Below are 14455 nucleotides of genomic sequence, written 5' to 3'. Positions count from 1 at the left end.
AGGGACGCACCGGGATGGATATGCAGCACGTGGCCGACAAGGGCCTGGTCCTGTTGGGCTGTGGCAAGATGGGGTCGGCGATGCTGGCCGGGTGGCTGGAGCGCGACTTGCCGCCCGGGTCCGTCTGGGTGATCGACCCCAAACCGTCGGACTGGCTGAAGGGGACGGGCGTGCACCTGAACGCGGAGTTGCCCGAGCATCCGGCCATCGTGCTGATCGCCGTCAAGCCGCAGATGATGGGCGAGGCGCTGCCCACCATCGCGGCGATGGGCGGAGGCGGGACGCTGTTCGTGTCGGTCGCCGCGGGCACGCCGATCGAGGCGTTCGAGGCGGCGTTCGGCAGTGACAGCCCGATCATCCGCGCCATGCCCAACACCCCCGCCGCCGTGGGCCGGGGCATCACCGCTATCGTCGGCAATGACGAGGTGAGCGGCGACCAGATGGACCTGGCCGAAGCGTTGCTGAAAGCCGTGGGGCAGGTGGTGCGGCTGGAGGGCGAGCACCAGATGGACGCGGTCACGGGCGTGTCGGGATCTGGCCCGGCTTACGTATTTCACATGATCGAATGCATGGCCAGGGCGGGCGAGGCCGAGGGCCTGGCTCCGGAATTGGCGATGCAGTTGGCGCAGGCAACGGTGGCGGGCGCGGGCGCGCTGGCCGAGTCGGCGGACGAGACGCCGGCGCAGTTGCGCGAGAACGTCACCAGCCCCAACGGCACGACGCAGGCGGGGCTGGAAGTGCTGATGGACGAAGACACCGGCCTGCCGCCGCTGATGGCCGCGACGGTGAAGGCTGCCGCTGACCGTTCGAAGGAGTTGCGCCGTGGCTGACGAGATCACGTTCGACGACTTCCTGAAGGTGGACATCCGGGTGGGCAAGATCACCCGTGCGGAGCCGTTTCCCGAGGCGAAGAAGCCCGCGATCAAGCTGTGGGTCGATTTCGGAGAGGAGCTGGGCGAGAAGAAAAGCTCGGCGCAGATCACCAAGCACTACGACCCCGAGGGCCTGGTGGGTAAGCAGGTGATGGCGGTGGTGAACTTTCCGCCGCGCCAGATCGGGCCGGTGATGTCCGAGGTGCTGGTCCTGGGCGTGAGCGATGAAGAGGGCGGGATCGTTCTGCTGTCGCCGGATCTGGATGTGCCTGTCGGAGGGCGGATGCATTGAAACGGGTTTATTTCACGCGGCCCCTGCCCGAAAGCGTGGCAGACATGGCACGCGAGCATTTCGACGTGGAGATGCGCGAGGAAAACACGCCCCTGAAGATCGGGCAGATGCGCGCGGCGCTGAACCTGTATGATGGCGTGCTGATGATGTTCGGTGACACGTTCTCGTCCGAGGTGTTCCGCGAGGCGCAGAACCCGCGTTGCAAGGTGTTGGCGAATTATGGCGTGGGGATCAACCATATCGACCTGGCCGCGGCGCGGTCGGCGGGGGTGCATGTGACCAACGTGCCGGGGGCCGTCACCGATGCCACGGCGGATATCGGCATGACGCTGATCATGATGAGCGCGCGGCGCGCCGGAGAAGGCGAGCGGATGGTGCGGGCGGGCAAGTGGCCCGGCTGGAACCCGACGCAACTGCTGGGCACGCATGTGACGGGCAAGACCGTGGGGATCATCGGGATGGGCCGGATCGGCGGGGCGATTGCGCAGCGCTGTCACCACGGGTTCGGGATGGACGTGATCTATACCGCGCGCAGCGACAAGGATCCGGGATTTCCATGCGAGCGCGTGGAGTTGCAAGACCTGTTGGCCCGCGCGGATTTCGCGGTGGTGTCGGTGCCGGTCAGCCCGGAGACGCGTCACCTGATCGACGCGGAGGCGATTGCATTGATGCCGAGGCACGCGCATCTGATCAACATCGCGCGGGGCGACATCGTGGACGAGGCCGCGCTGATCAACGCCTTGCAGGAAGGGCGGATCAGGGGCGCGGGGCTGGACGTGTTCGAGAACGAGCCGGAGGTGCCGGAGGCGCTGAAGGCGCTGGAGAACGTGGTGCTGCTGCCGCATATGGGCACCTCGACATTGGAAGTGCGCGAGAAGATGGGGCGCGTGGCGGTGGAGAACCTGCGCGCGGCACTGGCCGGGGAGACGCCGCCGAACCTGGTGAATTGACGGGGCATGGCGGTGGGGTGAAACCCCACCCTACGGGCGCGAAGAGTGGAGGCGAAGGGCGGTGGGGTGAAACCCCACCCTACATGGCCTGAAGCGCGAAGATCGGCAGGCTGGCGCCGAGGCACATGATGGCGACCCCGAGGCAGGCCAGCACCCCGTCGCGCACGATGATCGCCGTGGCAAAGAAGATCGTTGCCATGCCGAGGACCGAGGACGAGAACGGTACGATCTCGAGGAAGACCATCAGAACGCCACAGAGCACGCAGAGCGCCTGGTAGAGCTTGCGGAAGGGCCCGGTCATCAGGGCCCTGAGGCGCGGGCGGGTGATCGCGTCGATCCTTTCGCCTATCCGGTGCAGGCGCCGGAGCGCGGCCAGCATCTTGTCGTTGCCAATGCTTCGGTTCATCACGAAGGCGGGCAGCCAGAGGTGATTGCGGCCCACCAGCATCTGTGCGGCGATGGAAGCGATGAGGAGGCCGCAGGCGCTGGAGAACAGGGGAATTCCGCTGAGCGGCGAGGCCACCAGCAGGGCGGGTACGCACATCGCGGTGGTGAAAGAGCTCTTGCCGAATGCCTCGATCATGCAGCGCAGCGTCACCTGATCCCTGTCGGTGGTGTCCTCCAGCCGATCGATAATGGCGGTGATGGGTTTTGATGAAGTCTCGGGGTGCGCCATGTCGTCTTTCACGGATTGATCTTGGGCCTTGATGACGCGCCGCGCGTCAGGTTATAGAACGCCGCCACGTTGAGAGCGGTTCCCCGCGACGCAGGGTTTGCAGCCTCGTTTCACTTGACCTCGGGGCAGGGTTCTGGCGTGGTGGCCGCCACGTCGAGGGAGAGAGACATGTTCAAGCCTGCGATCACCGGCACGGGTGTTTTCACCCCGCGAGAGACCATCACCAACGACGAGCTGGTCGTGGCCTTCAACGCCTATGCCGAGCGGTTCAACAAGGAGAACGCGGACGCCATCGCGGCGGGAGAGGTGGCGGCGAAAGAACCGTCTTCGACCGAGTTCATCGTCAATGCCTCGGGGATCGAGCAGCGCTACGTCATGGACAAGTCAGGCGTTCTGGACCCCGAGATCATGCATCCAAGGCTGCGGGCACGGTCCAATGACGAGCCGGGGGTCATGGCGGAGATGGCGCTGGATGCCTGCGGCAAGGCGCTGGCGCAGGCGGGGCGGGACGCGGGTGAGGTTGACCTGATCATCTGTGCGGCCAGCAACCATGAGCGGCCCTATCCGGCGGTGGCGATCGAAATCCAGCAGTTGCTGGGCGCGAACGGGTTCGCCTTTGACATGAACGTGGCGTGCTCCTCGGCCACGTTCGGCATTCAGGCGGCGGCCGACATGGTGCGTGCGGGCAGCGTGCGCTGTGCGATGGTGGTGAGCCCCGAGATCTGTTCAGGCCACCTGGAGTGGCGCGACCGGGATTGTCATTTCATTTTCGGGGACGTGTGCACGGCGCTGGTGATCGAGCGGGCGGAGGATGCCAAGGGTGCGCATTTCCTGGTGCATTCGACGCGCTGTGCCACGCAGTTTTCCAACAACATTCGCAACAACAACGGCTTTCTGCGGCGCACGCGGGACCCGGAACTGCAAGACCGGCGCGACATGCAGTTCGTGCAGGAGGGCCGGAAAGTGTTCAAGGAAGTGCTGCCGCTGGTCAGTTCGCATATCGCGCAGCACATGGCGGATGAGGGTGTAAACGCGGATCAGCTAAAGCGTTTGTGGCTGCATCAGGCCAACAAGACGATGAATGATTTCATCGGGCGCAAGGTGATGGGGCGGGTGCCCGAGGCGGCCGAGCAGCCGAATATCCTGCAGGATTATGCCAACACGTCGTCGGCAGGGTCGATCATTGCCTTCTCGAAATATTCCGACGACTTGCAGCCGGGCGATACCGGGCTGATCTGTTCGTTCGGGGCAGGCTACTCCGTCGGCTCGGTACTGATGGAGCGCGCCTAGACTTCGGGCGCGTTAGGCCGCGGGATCGCGGGCTGCTCGTCGGGATCGGCCTCGGGCGTCCACTCGGGATCCTGCCGCTTGATCCGCTGCGAGATCATGTAGCTGGTGGGCCAGGCCAGCAGGAAGCCTGCGACGGCGCCGGTCACGATGGTCCAAACGGTATAATAGCCCAGAGAAAACCCGGCGATCACGATGGCGCCGGTGATGAAGCTGCCGCTGAGAAGCGTGAGGTAGAGAGATAGGCGGTCCATGTCGGTCTCCTTTCAATTACGCAAGGGAAACGCAGGAGCGGAGGGCCGGGTTCCTTGAGCGAACCGCTGTGCGCGTCACTCGGCGCAGGTGGAGCCGGGGCCGGAGGCGTAGGACCAGTCGACGGCGCAGCTGGCCATGTCGACGGAAAAGTCGACGGTGTTGATGGCGTAGAGGGAGACCGCGACAATCGCGGCCACGCACAGAAAGAGGCCGAGAACGGTGTATTTCAGCGCCTTAGGCAAAGGGGCTTTCCGTGGGCACGGCATCGCCCGTGACCTCTCGCCAGTGGCGGCGGCAGAGGCTTTCGTAGGTCTCGTTCCCGCCGACCTGGATCTGGGCGCCGTCGGTCACCACGTTTCCCTGCGCGTCGCGGCGGATGACCATGGTGGCCTTCTTGCCGCAATGGCAGATGGTGCGGACCTCGCGCATCTCGTCGGCCAGCGCCAGAAGGGTGGCGGAACCTGGGAAGAGGTGGCCCTGGAAATCGACGCGCAGTCCGTAGCACATGACCGGCACGCCCAGGTCGTCGACCACACGGGCCAGTTGCCAGACCTGCGCCTCGGTCAGGAACTGCGCCTCGTCGACGAAGATGCAGGCCAGCGGACCTGTGGCCAGAACCGCTTCGAGGCGGGCAAACAGATCATCGTCGGCGGTGAAGGTGTCCGCTTCGGCCCCGATGCCGATACGCGAGCCGATGCGCGCGGGTCCGGCGCGATCATCGAGTGCGGCGGTCAGCAGGTGGGTGTTCATGCCACGTTCGCGGTAGTTGTGGCTGGCCTGCAACAGCAGGGTCGACTTGCCGGCGTTCATCGTGGAGTAGTGGAAGTAGAGCTTGGCCATGGGCGGAGTTATCCGCATGACAGGCGTGGGATCAAGCCTGCCGCCGGGCAAGCGACGCCCGGAGTCGTAAGGTTTTCCACTATTGCGGCACCGGGGGGCAACCCGGATGACGGTGCGACCAAGGAAATGCGTGCGATGTCGAAAGCTGGATCATACCTCAAGAAACACACCGAGGCGCTGGTCAAGGATGTGGGCGTTGAGCCTGCGTGCGAGCTGACCGGCAAGTCCAAGGCGACGCTGGGGCGGTATTATTCGGACCACGAAGAACATGCCGACCGGTTCATGCCGGTCGACGCGGTGGCGGCTCTGGAGGCGGCGGCGTCCTATCCGCACGTGACGGCCGCGCTGGCGGAGCTGAACGGCACGCAGTTGAATTTCGACGACCGGCGACAGAATGACGGCGGATCGGGCGGGGTGAACTCGGACGTGATCGCTTTGTCGCAACGGTTCGCCATGCTGATGACAGAGTATCACCAGTCGATCCAGGACGGGGTGATCACGGTGAACGAGGCCAAGCGCCTGCTGAAGGAAACCACAGCGTTGCAGCAGGTTCTGATCGATATGAAGCTGCATCTGGAAGACGGTAATATCTGAGCCGGTCTGTCAACCGGCGCGGGCGGCGGCGTGACCACGGAAGGTTTCGGCGGCGGTGACGCGCTTTGGACCCTCGTCAAGTCGAAACCGAAACCAACGGCCGCCCCGCGCAGCGAACCGGTGTGGATGTCGAAGCACATCGCGTATCTGGTGCTGTAGGGCGGGCCGCGTTATGACAGGGTAAACACGTCGGAAGGGAGCCCCGTCATGACCGATATCACCCGCCATCACACCGCCGCCCGCATGAGCCAGATCGTGATCCACGGCGACACGATCTATCTGGCCGGGCAGGTGGGCAACCGCGGCGACAGCGTGGCCGACCAGACCCGCACCTGCCTTGAAAAGGTCGAGGCGCTTCTGGGCGAGGCCGGGTCGGATGCGACGCGCATGTTGCAATGCACGATCTGGCTGGCCGACATGGCCGATTTCGCCGAGATGAACGACGTGTGGGACAGCTGGGTTCCGGAAGGCCACGCCCCCGCCCGGGCCTGTGGCGAGGCGAAGCTTGCGCATCCTGAGTTGAAGGTGGAACTGCTGGTGACGGCGGCGGTCCGCAAGCGCGACGGCAAGTGACCTGACGGAGTGGCTACGCCACGCAGGTTTGATTGATTGGCGCAGTTTCGAAACGCGCTTCCAAATTGAGGGCCAGCCCCAACACAGGTTTAATTGGGGGCCAGCCCCCCCCCGGATATTCATGGCCAGAGGAAAGGCGTGATGGACGCTGACCGGGGGCTGCGCTATCAGCGGGACAAGTGTTGAAAGAAGGATGTCCGATGTCTGGTCATGGCGCGCCCGTTCCGATGCAATCCAGCCTGTCCTCTGGCTTGAAAGGCGAGGCGCATGTGCCCGGCGACAAGTCGATCTCGCATCGCAGCCTGATCCTTGGGGCGCTCAGCGTGGGCGAGACCGTGGTGACCGGCCTGCTGGAGGGTGAGGACGTGCTGGACACGGCCAAGGCCATGCGGGCGATGGGCGCGGATGTGGAGCGAGACGCGGACGGCGTCTGGCACGTGCACGGGGTGGGGGTCGGCGGCTTTGCCGAACCGGGCCACGTGATCGACTGTGGCAATTCGGGGACCGGCGTGCGGCTGATCATGGGGGCGATGGCGACCTCGCCCATCACCGCGACGTTCACCGGGGATGCCAGTCTGAACGGCCGGCCCATGGCACGGGTGACCGACCCGCTGGCGCTGTTCGGTGCGCGCGCCGTCGGACGCGAGGGCGGGCGGCTGCCGATGACGATTGTGGGCGCGCGGGAGCCGGTGCCGGTGCGCTACGCGGTGCCGGTGCCGTCGGCGCAGGTGAAATCGGCCGTGCTGCTGGCGGGGTTGAACGCGCCGGGGCAGACCGTGGTGATCGAGGCGGAGGCGACGCGCGATCATACCGAGCGGATGCTGGCCGGGTTCGGGGCCGAGATCTCGACCGAGGTCACCGAGGAGGGCCGCGTCATCACACTGACCGGGCAGCCCGAGTTGACGCCTCAGACCATTGTCGTGCCGCGCGACCCGTCGAGCGCGGCTTTCCCGGTCTGTGCGGCGTTGATCACCGAAGGGTCGGACGTGCTGGTGCCCAATATCGGGCTGAACCCGACGCGCGCCGGCCTGTTCACCACGCTGCGCGAGATGGGCGCGGACCTGACCTATGAGAATGAGCGCGAGGAAGGCGGCGAGCCGGTGGCGGACCTGCGGGCGCGCTTTTCGCCTGGCATGCAGGGCATCGAGGTGCCGCCCGAGCGCGCGGCGAGCATGATCGACGAATACCCGGTGTTGTCGGTCGTTGCGGCCTGCGCGACGGGGCGGACGGTGATGCGCGGGGTCAAGGAACTGCGCGTCAAGGAAAGCGACCGGATCGACGCGATGGCCGCGGGGCTGCGCGCCTGTGGCGTGACGGTCGAGGAGGGCGAGGACTGGTGGATCGTCGAAGGCATGGGCGCGGGTGGCGTGCCGGGCGGTGCGACCTGTGCCAGCCACCTGGATCACCGGATCGCCATGTCTTTCCTGGTATTGGGGCTGGCGTCCAAAGCGCCCGTAAGCGTTGATGATGGCGGGCCGATCGCCACGTCCTTTCCGGTATTCGAGACGCTGATGACCGCGCTGGGGGCAAAGATCAGGCGCGTCTGAGCCAGAAGCCGGAGATTATTCGTACGAATAATCTTTGGCGGCGAAAATTCGTATGAATTTTCGGGGTCGCGGGCGTGCCAGATTCTGCCGGTCGCAGGCTTTCGGCGGCGCGGGAAAGCGGTATGGTGCCGCTGGGACGTGCTTTGGCCAAAGGCGATGCAAGATGAACGAAACCGATCCACTGGTGGTATTCACGCCCTCGGGCAAGCGCGGGCGGTTCCCGAAAGGCACGCCGGTGCTGACCGCGGCGCGGCAATTGGGTGTCGACCTCGACTCGGTCTGTGGCGGGCGGGGGATATGCTCCAAGTGCCAGATCACGCCCGGCTATGGCGAGTTTTCCAAGCATGGCGTGACCGTGCATCAGGGCGCGCTGTCGGAGTGGAACGCGGTCGAGGAGCGCTATGATCAGAAGCGCGGGCTGAAGGCGGGGCGGCGGCTGGGCTGCCAGGCGCAGGTGATGGGCGACATCGTGATCGACGTGCCGCCGGAAAGCCAGGTGCACAAGCAGGTGGTGCGCAAGGCGGCCTCGGCCCGCGTGATCCAGATGGACCCGGCGACGCGGCTGTATTTCGTCGAGGTGGATGAGCCGGACATGCACGAGCCCACGGGCGACCTGGAGCGGCTGGAACGGGCGCTGCGCGAACAGTGGGAGATCCCCGAGATCACCGCCGACCTGACTCTGCTGTCGAAGTTGCAGCCGGTGCTGCGCAAGGGCAAGTTCCAGGTGACCGTGGCGCTGCACCAGTCGCATCTGGACAGCGTGCCGCGGGTGATCGAGATCTGGCCGGGCCTGCACGAAAGCGGGCTCTACGGGCTGGCGATCGACCTTGGATCGACCACGGTGGCGGCGCATCTGACCGATCTGGAAAGCGGCGAGGTGAAGGCCAGTTCCGGCATCATGAACCCGCAGATCCGGTTCGGCGAGGACCTGATGAGCCGGGTGAGCTATGCGATGATGAACCCCGGCGGCGACCAGGAGATGACCCGCGCGGTGCGTGAGGCGATCAACACGCTGGCCGAGGAAATCGCCAAGGAAGCCGAGATCGATCCGAGCCTGATCGTGGAGACGGTGTTTGTCTGCAACCCGGTGATGCATCACCTTCTGCTGGGGATCGACCCGGTGGAGTTGGGGCAGGCACCGTTTGCGCTGGCCACGTCGGACAGCATGGCGCTGGAGGCACGGGAACTGGAGTTGAGCGCGATCAATACGCGGGCGCGGGTCTACGTACTGCCCTGCATTGCGGGGCACGTGGGCGCGGATTGTGCCGCCGTGGCGCTGAGCGAGGAGCCGGGGAAATCCGAGGATCTGGCGCTGATCGTGGATGTGGGCACCAATGCCGAGATCCTTTTGGGCGACAAGAGCCGGGTTCTGGCCTGTTCCTCGCCCACCGGCCCGGCCTTTGAAGGGGCGCAGATTTCCAGCGGGCAGCGGGCGGCGCCCGGCGCGATCGAGGCGATCCGGATCGACCCGGAGACAAAAGAGCCGCGGTTCCGCGTGATCGGCTCGGAGATATGGTCGGACGAAGACGGCTTTGCCGAGGAAGTGGGCGCTGGCGGGATCACCGGCATCTGTGGGTCGGGCATCATCGAGGCAGTGGCCGAGCTGCGCATGGCGGGGCTGATGGATGAAAGCGGGCTGATCGGATCCGCCGAGGCGACCGGAACCGCGCGGATGGTGGCCGAGGGGCGGACGCATTCGTATCTCATCCATGACGCCACGGCCGAGGGTGGCCCGCGCATCACCGTGACGCAGGGTGACATAAGGGCGATCCAGCTGGCCAAATCGGCGCTCTATGCCGGGGCGCGGTTGCTTATGGACGAGCGTGGCGTGGACAAGGTGGACCGCGTGGTGCTGGCCGGGGCCTTTGGTGCGCATATCAGCGCCAAGCACGCGATGGTGCTGGGGATGATCCCCGATGTGCCGCTGGACAAGGTGACCAGTGCGGGCAACGCGGCAGGCACGGGCGCACGGATCGCGCTGTGCAACGTGGGCGCGCGGCGCGAGATCGAGCGGGTCGTGCGCGAGATCACCAAGGTCGAGACCGCCATCGAACCCAAGTTCCAGGAGCATTTCGTGGCCGCGAACGCCATTCCGCACAAGACCGACCCGTTCCCGGAACTGGCCAAGGTCGCGCCTTTGCCGAACCCGTCGTTCAATACCGGCGGCGGGGAAGAGGGCGGACGGCGCCGGCGGCGGCGCGGCTGAGCCGACGGCAGACAAGGGATTGCGCGGCGGCGGGTGATTGCGCAGAGTAGGGCCATGGCCCCCGCGCGTCCGCTGCGGCGGCGTGTTTCTCATTTTCCTGCCCGACGTGGCGCAACTGATTGATCTGGCCGATATGACACCGAAATCCCTTTTGCTGCCCCTTTTCCTTGCAACCGCAGCGACGGCCCTGCCCGCGATGGCATGCCCGGGCGCCGAGGCGCTAGAAACCGGCGTGGTGTTCGAGACCCGCGACGGGATGACCGAGACGCACCGGCGCTTTGCCCCGGAACAAATCCTGATCCAGACCGAGTTTCCCGACGGCTCGGGGTCGGTCCTGGAGACGCGGCACGGGCTTTACCTGGCCAGTTCGACACCGATCGAGGACGGGGTCGTGAGGGTCGGACAGAAGGATGTCTTCGCCAGTTACGCCGATCTGGAGGAGTGGGACGAACCCCGTCCCGACGCGGAATGGCGCAACGACAGCAGCGGCGGGGGAACAGCGACATCGGGGCCGATGACGACGATCGAGCTGGGAGCTTGCGCCTATCCGGCCTTCGAGATCGACCTGACCTTCAACGACGACCCGACCTATACCGAGCGCTATCATTACCTGCCGGAAATGGGGGTCGGCCTGTTGGTGGCCAGCACGTTGGACGGGGACGTGGAAACCTATACCTACACAGGGGTGCGGGCGGCCGAATGAGGCGGTGCTGCGCCGAATCCGTCTTGACCGGGGACAACCGGCGTCATACCTAGCGGTCGCGCAGGCGGGTATGATGTAATGGTAGCCTGTCAGCTTCCCAAGCTGAACGCGCGGGTTCGATTCCCGCTACCCGCTCCAAGCCTCATCACCACACGATCAGCGAATGACCGGCGCGCGGATTAGCGCGTATGGGCGTCCGGCCGGGCATCACCGGCTTCAGTGGTGGCAGGTTCGTGGTCGATGGTCAGGAACATGCCCGCGGACATCAGGAACCCCGCCAGCAGGACCACCTCGGCGAAGGGCAGGCCGGACAAGAGCCCCTGGCCCCAGGCGCGGCGCACGAACGGGCGCGAGCGTCGCCTCGGTGCGGGAGGTCCAAGCTGGATTGCGGGTGTATCCGTTGATTGATCGTTACTCATGGTTTTGGCAGCATCACTTTTCATAGGCTCGATGTGGGCTTGAAAGACGCCAGGAATAGGGAGGATTTGCCTTTTTCTTGCCGTACTGGGGTGTTTTGACCCATAAAGCCGGGCGGAATACGGAAACAGAGTGTTCGCGGGCGTATCGTGCGCGCGGCGGGCTGAACAAGGCAGGGCAGAAGATGGGTTTCACGGTTGCGATCGACGGGCCGGCGGCGGCGGGCAAGGGCACGGTCGCGCGTGCGGTGGCCAAGCGGTTCGGGTTCGCGCACCTGGACACAGGGCTGCTGTACCGCGCGACGGGACGGCGGACGCTGGACGGGACCGAGCCGGTGGATGCCGCGCGCGCGTTGACGGCCGAGGACCTTGAAGCGGACGACCTGCGCTCTGCCGAGGTGGGACAGGCCGCCAGCCGGGTGGCCGCGGTGCCCGAAGTGCGCGCCGCGCTGGTGGAGTTTCAGCGCGCCTTCGCGGCCCGGGCGGGCGGCGCGGTCTTGGACGGGCGCGATATCGGGACGGTGATCTGCCCCGACGCCAACGTGAAGCTGTTCGTGACGGCAAGCGACGACGTGCGCGCACAACGGCGGCTGGAAGAACTGGTGAGCAAGGGGGCCGAGACGACCTATGACGAGGTTCTGGCCGACCTGCGCCAGCGCGACGAACGCGACTCGGCGCGGGCCACGGCGCCGCTGAAGCCCGCATCTGACGCGATATTGCTGGACACGACGGCATTGTCGATCGAAGGCGCGGTCGAAGCGGCCTGTGCCGAGGTCGCGCGGGTGCGTGCGGTGCTGTGACGGCGACCATCACCTTTCACCGCGGTGGCGGATGGATGGACAGGTTCCGGGCCTACCGGCTGATCGTGACCGGCGAGGAGATCGGGCACATCAAGGGCAACAGCCAGTTGAGTGTCGAGGTGGCGGCGACCCAGCATACGCTGAGAGCCACGATTGACTGGTGTGCCAGCAACATCCTTTACGTCGACCTGTCGGCGGGCGGCGAGGTGCATGTGGAGGTGTCTAACCCCAACGGGCCGTTCAAAGGCCAAAGCGTGATGCGCCGGACGCCGGGCGCGTACCTGCAGCTGCGGCTGCTGGAGAAGGCCGAAGGGCACGAAACCACTTGATTGTCATGGCCGAGCGGGCTATAGCGCCCCTCGTCGACAAGGCGGAACCGCCGCAGAGCATTGAGAGCGAGCAGGGTCGGGAATACCGGCCCTCTTTGTTTTGCGTATATGAGGCGGCCCGTCTGACCAACGAAACCCTGAAGACCGGCGGAGACAACCGCGCGGCCGGACACAACGAAACGTTAGGATTGAAACGCCACATGGCTCAAAACGCATCGATGGAGGAATTCGAGGCCCTCCTTAATGAAAGCCTCGAAATGGACACGCCCCAAGAGGGATCGGTTGTCAAAGGCAAGGTCATCGCGGTTGAAGCGGGACAAGCCATCATCGACGTCGGCTACAAGATGGAAGGCCGCGTCGAACTCAAGGAATTCGCAAATCCCGGTGAAGCGCCCGAAATCGAAGTGGGCGACGAGGTCGAAGTGTTCCTGCGCTCGGCAGAGAACGCCCGTGGCGAAGCCGTCATTTCCCGTGAAATGGCCCGCCGCGAGGAAGCCTGGGACCGCCTGGAAAAAGCATACGCAGACGACGCGCGCGTCGAAGGCGCGATCTTTGGCCGGGTCAAGGGCGGTTTCACCGTCGATCTGGGCGGCGCCGTGGCGTTCCTGCCCGGTTCTCAGGTCGATGTGCGCCCCGTGCGCGATGCCGGCCCGCTGATGGGTCTCAAGCAGCCCTTCCAGATCCTGAAAATGGACCGCCGCCGCGGCAACATCGTTGTGTCGCGCCGTGCCATCCTGGAAGAGAGCCGCGCCGAGCAGCGTGCGGAAGTCATCGGCAACCTGACCGAAGGCCAGGCCGTGGACGGCGTGGTCAAGAACATCACCGAATACGGGGCCTTCGTGGACCTGGGCGGTGTCGACGGCCTGCTGCACGTGACCGACATGGCATGGCGCCGTGTGAACCACCCCTCCGAGATCCTGAACATCGGCGAGACCGTCAAGGTCCAGGTGATCAAGATCAACAAGGAAACCCACCGCATCAGCCTGGGCATGAAACAGCTGCAGGACGATCCGTGGGATCTGGTGGCTGCCAAGTACCCGCTGGAATCGGTGCATACCGGCCGTGTCACGAACATCACCGACTACGGTGCGTTTGTTGAGCTGGAACCCGGTGTCGAAGGCCTGGTGCACGTCTCGGAAATGTCCTGGACCAAAAAGAACGTGCATCCCGGCAAGATCGTGTCCACCTCCCAGGAGGTCGAGGTCATGGTGCTGGAGATCGACCAGGCCAAGCGCCGCGTGTCGCTGGGCCTCAAGCAGACCATGCGCAACCCGTGGGAAGTGTTCGCGGAAACCCATCCCGAGGGCACCGAGGTCGAGGGCGAGGTCAAGAACATCACCGAGTTCGGCCTGTTCATCGGGCTGGAAGGCGACATCGACGGCATGGTCCACCTCAGCGACCTCAGCTGGGACGAACGCGGCGAAGACGCGATCCAGAGCTACAAGAAGGGCGACGTCGTGCAGGCGGTCGTTTCCGAAGTGGACGTGGAGAAAGAGCGTATCTCGCTGTCGATCAAGAACCTGGGCGGCGACAAGTTCGCCGAGGCCGTGGGCGGCGTGAAGCGCGGCTCGATCATCACCGTCGAGGTCACCTCGATCGAGGATGGCGGCATCGAGGTGGAATACGAAGGCATGAAATCCTTCATCCGCCGCTCCGACCTGTCGCGTGACCGTTCCGAACAGCGCCCCGAGCGTTTCTCGGTCGGTGACAAGGTCGACGTGCGCGTGACCAACGTCGACAGCAAGACCCGCCGTCTGGGCCTGTCGATCAAGGCACGCGAGATCGCCGAAGAGAAAGAAGCCGTGCAACAGTATGGCAGCTCGGATTCGGGCGCCTCGCTGGGCGACATCCTTGGCGCCGCGCTGAAAGGCGACGACGACAAGTAAGCCGGCTACGGATTGGAAATTGGAAGGGCCCCGCAAATGCGCGGGGCCTTTTTTCGTCTTGTTCCGGTCTGCCGGCGGGTCCTTGATCCGAGGCGGTTTTCGCGCACCGCGCACCGTATTCGAGCCGATGGCACGCCCGAGCGACAAGAGGCCTCCGGGCGCGCCCGAATCATGGCCATATGCGCCGGACCCTGCCGCCAGGGGGCCACGATGCCGGTCTTTCGGGTAG

General features: G+C 65.3%; 17 protein-coding genes and 1 tRNA gene. 13 read left to right on the top strand and 5 right to left on the bottom strand.

The window, feature by feature from the left end; genetic code table 11:
• Window positions 1–14 precede the first annotated feature (14 nt).
• From proC to PVV74_RS09765, 3 genes are read left to right on the top strand one after another with little or no spacing between them, the layout of a single operon-like run.
• Window positions 15–830, top strand: coding sequence for a pyrroline-5-carboxylate reductase (gene proC / locus PVV74_RS09775; protein WP_274593213.1), 816 nt, complete (start codon window positions 15–17; stop codon window positions 828–830).
• Window positions 823–1164, top strand: coding sequence for a tRNA-binding protein (locus PVV74_RS09770; RefSeq protein WP_103763320.1), 342 nt, complete (start codon window positions 823–825; stop codon window positions 1162–1164). Before proC ends, PVV74_RS09770 begins: the two co-directional genes overlap by 8 nt.
• Complete coding sequence (locus tag PVV74_RS09765) at window positions 1161–2114, top strand: 2-hydroxyacid dehydrogenase (protein ID WP_274593034.1); 954 nt, start codon at window positions 1161–1163, stop codon at window positions 2112–2114. The genes PVV74_RS09770 and PVV74_RS09765 overlap by 4 nt, the downstream gene beginning before the upstream one ends.
• 79 nt (window positions 2115–2193) lie before the next feature.
• Here PVV74_RS09765 and PVV74_RS09760 read toward each other — a convergent pair whose 3' ends face one another.
• The gene (locus tag PVV74_RS09760; protein WP_274593033.1) at window positions 2194–2802 is read right to left on the bottom strand and encodes an exopolysaccharide biosynthesis protein; all 609 of its coding nucleotides are present in this window, start codon (window positions 2800–2802) and stop codon (window positions 2194–2196) included.
• A gap of 156 nt (window positions 2803–2958) precedes the next feature.
• Here PVV74_RS09760 and PVV74_RS09755 point away from each other — a divergent pair, with 156 nt between their 5' ends.
• The gene (locus PVV74_RS09755) at window positions 2959–4080 is read left to right on the top strand and encodes a beta-ketoacyl-ACP synthase III (protein WP_274593032.1); all 1122 of its coding nucleotides are present in this window, start codon (window positions 2959–2961) and stop codon (window positions 4078–4080) included.
• Here the strand turns inward: PVV74_RS09755 and PVV74_RS09750 are convergent.
• The 3 genes from PVV74_RS09750 to PVV74_RS09740 all read right to left on the bottom strand — a co-directional run bounded on the left by PVV74_RS09750 (window position 4077) and on the right by PVV74_RS09740 (window position 5172).
• Window positions 4077–4331 (bottom strand): hypothetical protein, encoded by a 255-nt coding sequence (locus PVV74_RS09750; RefSeq protein ID WP_103763323.1) that lies wholly within the window; start codon window positions 4329–4331, stop codon window positions 4077–4079. The two genes, PVV74_RS09755 and PVV74_RS09750, sit on opposite strands and share 4 nt — an antisense overlap.
• A 75-nt stretch (window positions 4332–4406) precedes the next feature.
• Window positions 4407–4574, bottom strand: coding sequence for a hypothetical protein (locus PVV74_RS09745; RefSeq protein ID WP_274593031.1), 168 nt, complete (start codon window positions 4572–4574; stop codon window positions 4407–4409).
• Window positions 4567–5172: a thymidine kinase gene (locus PVV74_RS09740; RefSeq protein WP_103763324.1), complete on the bottom strand. Its 606-nt coding sequence runs from the start codon at window positions 5170–5172 to the stop codon at window positions 4567–4569. The genes PVV74_RS09745 and PVV74_RS09740 overlap by 8 nt, the downstream gene beginning before the upstream one ends.
• Window positions 5173–5307: 135 nt before the next feature.
• Here PVV74_RS09740 and PVV74_RS09735 point away from each other — a divergent pair, with 135 nt between their 5' ends.
• The 6 genes from PVV74_RS09735 (at window position 5308) to PVV74_RS09710 (ending at window position 10933) form a co-directional block, all read left to right on the top strand.
• The gene (locus PVV74_RS09735) at window positions 5308–5766 is read left to right on the top strand and encodes a hypothetical protein (protein ID WP_103763325.1); all 459 of its coding nucleotides are present in this window, start codon (window positions 5308–5310) and stop codon (window positions 5764–5766) included.
• A gap of 207 nt (window positions 5767–5973) precedes the next feature.
• Window positions 5974–6339, top strand: coding sequence for a RidA family protein (locus tag PVV74_RS09730; RefSeq protein WP_274593030.1), 366 nt, complete (start codon window positions 5974–5976; stop codon window positions 6337–6339).
• A 200-nt stretch (window positions 6340–6539) separates the two neighbouring features.
• Window positions 6540–7886 (top strand): 3-phosphoshikimate 1-carboxyvinyltransferase, encoded by a 1347-nt coding sequence (gene aroA, locus PVV74_RS09725; RefSeq protein WP_274593029.1) that lies wholly within the window; start codon window positions 6540–6542, stop codon window positions 7884–7886.
• A 163-nt stretch (window positions 7887–8049) separates the two neighbouring features.
• The gene (locus tag PVV74_RS09720; protein ID WP_274593028.1) at window positions 8050–10092 is read left to right on the top strand and encodes an ASKHA domain-containing protein; all 2043 of its coding nucleotides are present in this window, start codon (window positions 8050–8052) and stop codon (window positions 10090–10092) included.
• An 82-nt stretch (window positions 10093–10174) separates the two neighbouring features.
• Complete coding sequence (locus tag PVV74_RS09715; protein WP_103763329.1) at window positions 10175–10795, top strand: hypothetical protein; 621 nt, start codon at window positions 10175–10177, stop codon at window positions 10793–10795.
• A gap of 64 nt (window positions 10796–10859) precedes the next feature.
• Window positions 10860–10933, top strand: a tRNA-Gly gene (locus PVV74_RS09710).
• A 41-nt stretch (window positions 10934–10974) separates the two neighbouring features.
• On the opposite strand, the gene PVV74_RS09705 is transcribed toward PVV74_RS09710, so the two are convergent.
• Window positions 10975–11214 carry a hypothetical protein gene (locus PVV74_RS09705; RefSeq protein WP_274593027.1) on the bottom strand — a complete coding sequence of 80 codons (240 nt, stop codon included), beginning with the start codon at window positions 11212–11214 and terminating at the stop codon, window positions 10975–10977.
• A 182-nt stretch (window positions 11215–11396) separates the two neighbouring features.
• On the opposite strand from PVV74_RS09705, the gene cmk reads away from it, so the two are divergent.
• From cmk to rpsA, 3 genes are all read left to right on the top strand, one after another.
• Window positions 11397–12011, top strand: a complete 615-nt coding sequence (gene cmk / locus PVV74_RS09700; RefSeq protein WP_103763454.1) for a (d)CMP kinase — start codon at window positions 11397–11399, stop codon at window positions 12009–12011.
• Window positions 12008–12340 (top strand): hypothetical protein, encoded by a 333-nt coding sequence (locus tag PVV74_RS09695; protein WP_274593026.1) that lies wholly within the window; start codon window positions 12008–12010, stop codon window positions 12338–12340. Before cmk ends, PVV74_RS09695 begins: the two co-directional genes overlap by 4 nt.
• Window positions 12341–12540: 200 nt before the next feature.
• On the top strand, window positions 12541–14226 hold the full coding sequence (rpsA, locus tag PVV74_RS09690; RefSeq protein WP_103763455.1) for a 30S ribosomal protein S1: 1686 nt from the start codon (window positions 12541–12543) through the stop codon (window positions 14224–14226).
• Window positions 14227–14455 lie beyond the last annotated feature (229 nt).

It is taken from the genome of Roseovarius sp. SK2 (assembly GCF_028807495.1).
Lineage (GTDB): Bacteria > Pseudomonadota > Alphaproteobacteria > Rhodobacterales > Rhodobacteraceae > Roseovarius > Roseovarius confluentis.
The sequence above is the reverse complement of the archived record's forward strand: the minus strand, read 5'-3'. Positions and strand labels throughout refer to the sequence as shown.

What these genes read in the sequence shown, in the direction of transcription:
- proC (WP_274593213.1), top strand. Translation starts at nt 15, where the DNA reads ATGGATATGCAGCACGTGGCCGACAAGGGCCTGGTCCTGTTGGGCTGT.
- PVV74_RS09755 (WP_274593032.1), top strand. Translation starts at nt 2,959, where the DNA reads ATGTTCAAGCCTGCGATCACCGGCACGGGTGTTTTCACCCCGCGAGAG.
- PVV74_RS09750 (WP_103763323.1), bottom strand. Translation starts at nt 4,331, where the DNA reads ATGGACCGCCTATCTCTCTACCTCACGCTTCTCAGCGGCAGCTTCATC.
- PVV74_RS09740 (WP_103763324.1), bottom strand. Translation starts at nt 5,172, where the DNA reads ATGGCCAAGCTCTACTTCCACTACTCCACGATGAACGCCGGCAAGTCG.
- PVV74_RS09735 (WP_103763325.1), top strand. Translation starts at nt 5,308, where the DNA reads ATGTCGAAAGCTGGATCATACCTCAAGAAACACACCGAGGCGCTGGTC.
- PVV74_RS09730 (WP_274593030.1), top strand. Translation starts at nt 5,974, where the DNA reads ATGACCGATATCACCCGCCATCACACCGCCGCCCGCATGAGCCAGATC.
- aroA (WP_274593029.1), top strand. Translation starts at nt 6,540, where the DNA reads ATGTCTGGTCATGGCGCGCCCGTTCCGATGCAATCCAGCCTGTCCTCT.
- PVV74_RS09720 (WP_274593028.1), top strand. Translation starts at nt 8,050, where the DNA reads ATGAACGAAACCGATCCACTGGTGGTATTCACGCCCTCGGGCAAGCGC.
- PVV74_RS09705 (WP_274593027.1), bottom strand. Translation starts at nt 11,214, where the DNA reads ATGAGTAACGATCAATCAACGGATACACCCGCAATCCAGCTTGGACCT.
- cmk (WP_103763454.1), top strand. Translation starts at nt 11,397, where the DNA reads ATGGGTTTCACGGTTGCGATCGACGGGCCGGCGGCGGCGGGCAAGGGC.
- rpsA (WP_103763455.1), top strand. Translation starts at nt 12,541, where the DNA reads ATGGCTCAAAACGCATCGATGGAGGAATTCGAGGCCCTCCTTAATGAA.